The 4959-nt window shown below is 53.1% G+C and carries 4 protein-coding genes; all 4 read left to right on the forward strand.

Going from position 1 to position 4959, the window contains the following annotated elements:
• Positions 1 to 291: 291 nt before the first annotated feature.
• The 4 genes from ACYVJT_RS15010 (at position 292) to ACYVJT_RS15025 (ending at position 3926) form a co-directional block, all read left to right on the forward strand.
• A complete protein-coding gene (locus ACYVJT_RS15010; protein WP_343957088.1) occupies positions 292 to 681 on the forward strand; it encodes a HesB/IscA family protein in 390 nt (129 codons plus the stop codon).
• A 220-nt stretch (positions 682 to 901) separates the two neighbouring features.
• Entirely contained in the window at positions 902 to 1816 is a 915-nt protein-coding gene (ctaC, locus tag ACYVJT_RS15015; protein ID WP_425579868.1) for an aa3-type cytochrome oxidase subunit II, read from the forward strand.
• Positions 1817 to 1822: 6 nt separating this feature from the next.
• Positions 1823 to 3523 carry an aa3-type cytochrome oxidase subunit I gene (ctaD, locus tag ACYVJT_RS15020; RefSeq protein ID WP_343957090.1) on the forward strand — a complete coding sequence of 567 codons (1701 nt, stop codon included), beginning with the start codon at positions 1823 to 1825 and terminating at the stop codon, positions 3521 to 3523.
• Position 3524: 1 nt separating this feature from the next.
• Positions 3525 to 3926, forward strand: coding sequence for a cytochrome c oxidase subunit 4 (locus ACYVJT_RS15025; protein ID WP_343957092.1), 402 nt, complete (start codon positions 3525 to 3527; stop codon positions 3924 to 3926).
• Positions 3927 to 4959: the final 1033 nt, after the last annotated feature.

A 4959-nucleotide genomic window follows, 5' to 3' on the forward strand; every position in this document is an offset into this window, starting at 1 on the left:
CACGAAGCCAGACTCCGCTACCGGTGGGACACCCGCACCGTCAAGCCTTACGATTTCCGGTAAGCGCCGATAAGCCCCTATCCGCGCAATCTCTTACTCACGGGCATTGAAGACCCCGACACCAAGGCGCATTCGCCAAATGAATCGTTAGACTTGTCAGTATTGCGCCATGCGATAGAAGCTCAGGTACTACTACTTGCCAGAATGGCTCATGACCCTGTGGAATAGAAAACAATGGCCGAGACGTTCAACATGTTGGACGCTGGTATTAGTTGCAACAAGGAGAACACGATGACACAGACAGACAATATCGCCGACGAGCTGCCACAGGCGGCCCCCGCCGATAACCTGCCAACCCACGAAGTCGCACTGTCCGATCTGGCTGCAGGGAAAGTTCGTGACTTGCTGGAACAAGAAGGCCGCCCTGATCTTCGGCTGCGTATTGCGGTACAGCCTGGTGGATGTTCAGGTTTGATCTATCAACTGTATTTTGATGAACGCGTACTTGATGGCGACGCCGTCAGCAATTACGACGGTGTAGAAGTCATTATCGATAAGATGTCGGTGCCGTACTTGGCCGGTGCATCAATCGACTTTGAAGACTCTATTACCAAGGTCGGTTTCACTATCGATAACCCACAAGCTGCAGGTTCCTGTGCTTGTGGCGACTCCTTCCACTAGAGCAAAAGACACAACCTTTGACCGAAAACGGCGGGTTGGCGTCACATAGGACGCTGACTCGCCGTTTTGCTGTCATGGTCCACATTTCAGGATAAAAAAGCACTAGGCTAGTGCTCAGCCAAAGTTGTTTTGCTGTGACAGCGCTTAGAGCATCATGAGCAGAGTCTGTAGACTCAACAGCGAAACACTCGCACTGGAAAATGAAGAGGAAGGGCCGTCTGTGAGACTGCTAGATCGAGCCGGCAGCCGCGGCAAAAGACTCCTAAAGGGGGGAGTCATTGGCGCCACGGCATTGCTTGTCTTAACTGCGTGTTCGGAGCAAGCGCAACGAGGCTGGTATCCCGGATCCAACGAGACGACCAACCACAATGAGCTGCTCACCAACCTATGGGTCGGAACCTGGGTAGCTGCACTTGTGATTGGTGTCATTACCTGGATCTTAATGCTGTGGGTTATCGTGGCGTACCGTCGTCGTAAGGGCGACAAAGGGTATCCGCGTCAGCTTGCCTACAATATGCCAATGGAAACCATGTTTACCGTGATTCCAATTATTTTGGTACTCACCCTGTGGGGCTTTACTGACCGCGTTGAACGCGAAATCAGCACCCCGGTGGAGGATTCACCACTGACCGTCACCGTTCACGGTAAGCAGTGGGCGTGGGACTTCGACTACGAATACACCACGGAAGACGGCCAAACAGAGGAGCATCACCTCTACGGCGTTCAGGGACAACTGACCGGCGAAGAGGGCGTTGAAGATACACTGCCAACGCTCTACCTTCCCGTTGATGTGCCAGTTGAGTTCCAGCTGAAGTCACGCGATGTTATTCACTCGTTCTGGGTACCTGCCTTCTTGCAGAAGATGGACATTGTTCCAGGGCAGACAAACCGTATGTACCTCACGCCAGGCGAGACCGGTGAATTCCACGGGAAATGTGCCGAGCTCTGCGGTGAATACCACTCCGAAATGCTCTTTAATGTTGAAATCGTTGACGAGGGCGAATTCTTGAATCAGATTCGTCAGCTGCCAGAGGGGCTGTCGGGTTCTGAACTCAACCGCAACCCGAACGAAAACCCAGAAGGTCAGCAGGACCAAGAGGTACCTTTGGGCGATCCACAACGGATCGAGGAGTAAAAGTACATGACTACTTACGAATACACACAAGACGAGAGTCAGTCACGCGTCCGGCCACAGGTAGTGCCCGTTTCAAAAGGTCGCCTTATCGTCAACTGGATCACGTCGACTGACCACAAGACAATCGGGTTTATGTACCTGATCACGTCATTTATTTTCTTCGGCCTCGCCGGCGTCATGGCGCTGCTGATCCGTGCCGAACTGTTCTCCCCGGGTATGCAGGTACTGCAGACGAAAGAACAGTTCAACCAGTTGTTCACAATGCACGGCACACTGATGCTGTTGATGTTCGCGACGCCGCTATTTATTGGTTTCGCCAATGTGATCATGCCATTACAAGTCGGAGCACCTGATGTGGCCTTCCCACGTCTCAACGCGTTGGCCTTCTGGTTCTTCCTTTTCGGATCGCTTATTGTCGTTGCAGGCTTCCTCACCCCTCAGGGTGCAGCGTCATTCGGTTGGTTCGCATATGCGCCGCTTTCGAACGCGACCTACTCGCCAGGAATCGGTGGAGACCTCTGGGTCTTTGGCCTCGCGCTCCAAGGCTTCGGTACGATTCTTGGTGGCGTTAACATCGTCACCACGATCATCTCAATGCGTGCCCCAGGTATGACCATGTGGCGCATGCCGATTTTCACTTGGAACTCCCTGATTACCGGTATTCTGATTCTCATGGCGTTTCCACCGCTAGCGTCAGCACTGTTTGGGCTTGGACTCGACCGTCGCTTCGGAGGCCATATCTTTGACCCAGAAAATGGTGGCGCCATTCTATGGCAGCACTTGTTCTGGTTCTTCGGGCACCCGGAGGTGTACATTATTGCGCTGCCGTTCTTTGGTATCGTCTCCGAGATCATCCCCGTCTTCTCACGTAAACCAATCTTCGGTTATAAATCACTGGTCTTTGCGACCGCGGCCATTGCAGCACTATCCATGACCGTGTGGGCTCACCACATGTACGTCACCGGCTCGGTGCTCCTGCCATTCTTCTCGCTGATGACCATGCTCATTGCTGTGCCTACCGGCGTGAAGTTCGTCAACTGGATCGGTACCATGTGGCGAGGATCCATCACGTTCGAGACTCCGATGCTGTGGAGCCTTGGTTTCATGGTGACCTTCCTCTTCGGTGGCCTGACCGGTATTATTCTGGCGTCGCCACCGTTGGACTTCCAAGTATCTGATACGTACTTCGTTGTCGCACACTTCCACTACGTTGTCTTCGGTACCGTGGTGTTCGCCATGTTCGCAGGCTTCTATTTCTGGTGGCCAAAATTCACCGGCAAGATGCTGAACGAAACGTGGGGCAAAATCCAGTTCTGGATGCTCTTCCTTGGCTTCCACGGAACCTTCCTGGTGCAGCACTGGTTGGGCGTCATGGGTATGCCCCGTCGGTACGCTGACTACATGGTCGAGGACGGTTTCACCGCGATGAACCAGTTCTCCACGATCTCTTCTATGCTCCTCGGCGCGGCAATCATTCCGTTCCTGTGGAACATCTACTACACCGCCCGTTATGGTAAGAAAGTCACCGTGGATGACCCATGGGGCTTCGGCGGATCCCTCGAATGGGCTACGTCATGTCCACCACCACGTCACAACTTCCACGCCCTGCCGCGTATCCGTTCTGAACGTCCAGCATTGGACCTACATCACCCAGAACTGATTCCGCTAGAGCGTCGTGAACAAATGACAACGAAGGTAGGTGCCTGACGTGAAGATTAATGCGAAACTGTTCGCGATTCTTGGAACATTCTTTCTCCTAGTTGCGGTCGTGTACGCGATTTGGACTCGTGGGACTGAATGGGTTGGTATCCCAGCGCTTTTCGCTCTGGCCGCCATGCAGTACATGATTGCCTACTACCTGCGTCTTGTAGACAAAGAATACAAAACAGGCGTGGACGATCAGGAAGACGGTGAGATCGCGGAATACGCTGGCACCTATGCGCGATTCGCGCCGTGGAGCTGGTGGCCACTAGGCCTCGGCGTGTCTTGTGCCATCTTATTCATTGGAGTTGCTGTTGACTGGTGGATCTTCATCATCGGTCTCTTCCTGGGCCTCTTCTTCGTGACCGGATGGGTCTTTGAATATTCCAAAGGTCAACACAAGCACTAAACACACAGTGCCAATCCTCTAAACCTACGGGTCTCAGTTCTTTGACTGAGACCCGTAGGTCGTTAAGCCGACATTTCCAACGCAGGACGAGGTGGAGAGCAGACATCCCGGGTCCTTACGGTTCTGCTCTACACTGTAAATAATTGCACGTCACCATAACTGTAGAGGTGGATCTTTGCTCAGCGAAAATAAACCATCAAATCGAAGATCTATTGGCCCCGCAATGCAATGGGCCAAACGAAACGGATCGACTGAATATGCGGCCTCGAAAAGGAAGCGCATTCAAATCGACGTCGCCAACGCTATTGAGGAATTCGACCAACCCATGGATGGGGCGGGCTCATCAAATCAATGGTCTAGCCAAGATGTCAGTACAGCGTCGTCAAATACGCAACGCAATTGGGGGAGCGACCCGAGCGAGATTGTGTATAACCAGTCGCCGTCTGATCAGCCGCGGTATTCGAATCTGCCCGGTTATCAAGATGATGCAGAACGTAGTTCAGCGTGGAACTACTACTCGAGCGATTTGACCCACAAAGCGAGGCCTGATTGGGGAAATGGCTCAGGTTATACGGACTTCGGGCAGGCAGCTCAGAACACATTTGACACGGGCGCCCAGCAGGGGAGCCAGCAGTATTACGGGGGAGCAGGATATCGGCCACAGGCCCAAGTTGGCGCGCCCCGTCATAACGCACCGTCCACGAATTTTCAGTCGACAATGCAGGCGGAAAATAGATCCGTCACTTTGAAACAGATCCTGCCCGCAATCCTAGTCGCGGGAATACTGGTGCTTGTGACAGTTTTGACTCTATTCTCCTGATCTGCGGGGTATGTGCTGCGTCTGAAGTCTGTTGGCCATGAAGAGACCGGTAGACGTGGCCATGAGCCAGGTAAATCGCGAACAGGCTGAATATACTGTGAGACTTGATTTAGCTAGTCTGGGACTGGCTGACTCTTCTATGTCCGTCAAGCCAGTTGCATCGAGACAGCTGAGGCATTGAGTACTTTGAAGATCCGTCGTGCGATGTACCGT

The organism is Yaniella soli (assembly GCF_054782375.1).